The organism is Jiella pacifica (genome assembly GCF_010500815.1).
GTDB classification, from domain to species: Bacteria; Pseudomonadota; Alphaproteobacteria; order Rhizobiales; family Rhizobiaceae; genus Jiella; species Jiella pacifica.
Map to the genome: position 1 here is coordinate 1 of NZ_JAAAMG010000065.1, position 1,376 is coordinate 1,376.

The 1,376-nt window shown below is 54.4% G+C and carries 1 protein-coding gene and 2 pseudogenes; 2 read left to right on the plus strand and 1 reads right to left on the minus strand.

The genetic code is table 11. The annotated features are described in order from the left end of the window. Together GTK09_RS27050 and GTK09_RS27055 are read left to right on the plus strand one after the other, a co-directional pair. Nucleotides 1–117 (plus strand): annotated as a pseudogene (locus tag GTK09_RS27050) (IS481 family transposase); the annotation flags it as partial. A 681-nt stretch (nucleotides 118–798) separates the two neighbouring features. Continuing rightward, on the plus strand, nucleotides 799–1,281 hold the full coding sequence (locus tag GTK09_RS27055; protein ID WP_163466481.1) for a hypothetical protein: 483 nt from the start codon (nucleotides 799–801) through the stop codon (nucleotides 1,279–1,281). Here GTK09_RS27055 and GTK09_RS27060 read toward each other — a convergent pair. After that, nucleotides 1,258–1,376 (minus strand): annotated as a pseudogene (locus tag GTK09_RS27060) (IS481 family transposase); the annotation flags it as partial. The gene GTK09_RS27055 and the pseudogene GTK09_RS27060 overlap by 24 nt on opposite strands.

Here is a 1,376-nt window from a genome sequence, read left to right on the forward strand (position 1 = left end):
GCCGATCTCGACGCCTGGCTCGTCCACTACAACACCGAACGCCCGCACCTCGGCTACCGCAACATGGGCCGTAGGCCAGTCGAAACCGTCATGTCATTCGTCAGTCAAGAAGCTTAAGTGGACACCTCGGCAGCTCCATGCGACATGGATGCAACATGAGTCGGAGGGTCTAGTGGGACAATTCAAAACCGAAGAGATGGCGCTGGCATCGACAATAACGATCTCTCACCTTTTGCAAAAGTTGGTCGAGAAAGGTGTGTTATCGAAGGAAGAAAGCGCAGATGTTCTGAATGCCGCGGCCAACCAACTCGACTCCATCGGAAGCGAGCTTGGTCCAGGTGCAGCTGCATATATACGACATATGTTTGGCGATTAATCGGAAAGCGAATGGTCAGATCACGAGGGTTCGAGGTGTCCGTGCACCCTATCCAAGTGATCGCATTGCAATCTACGCTGCTTCCGCACACTCGATGCAATCAAACAGCTGGATGCTAGGGTGATGATCTCGGCAGCGTGTGTCGGAGTTGGCGTCTCTCAGCGCTTTGTGGCCGAAGTGTTAGCTTTCCTACGGCAGGTGTCGCTGCAGCGCCCTGCAAATAGCATGCTTGATGTGAAGGGCTCGCCGCAGACTTTTAATCTGTAGGTCTTGGGATCGAGTCCCAACGCGCCCACCAATAAATTCCGGTAGTGAGGCGCGATTTCGTCGGGCGCCGTGTCGCATCCATGTTGCACAGAGTTTCCTTGAGTTGCAGGGTTTTCCCGGTAGGCTCGGCAGTTCCACGCGACATGGGACGCGACATGACTGCTTATCTCGCTGCTGCAATCGCACTCCTTGGCGCCAGCATTGCATGGGGGCAATGGCACACAGCCCGGCAAAAGCTGATCTTGGATCTCTTCGAGAAAAGGTTGACGATCATCGAAGTGGTTTGGGATGCATGGCGTGAGTTTAACGAAGCCCTGAATTCTAGTTTCAGTGAATTCGATGAAGCCGCGTGGCATAGCCGGCTTCAGGTCCAGCGGCGGAGGGCGGTTCTGCTCTTTGGAGATGAATATGAGAAGTTGATCAGCCGGTTCATCTATCAGACTTCACTGATCCGCTCCGACTTGTCAGAGCGCGGGTACGATACGGATGATGCATCAGAAGAAGCCGCACGTGCAGAGCGCCTTGAGCGACGAAAATGGTTCTACAGGTTTCCTGACGAACTCTATTCTGCGGCAATTCCCTACGTAAAGATGGATCAGAAGTTGCCTGTCCACTTAAGCTTCTTGACTGACGAATGACATGACGGTTTCGACTGGCCTACGGCCCATGTTGCGGTAGCCGAGGTGCGGGCGTTCGGTGTTGTAGTGGACGAGCCAGGCGTCGAGATCGGCCT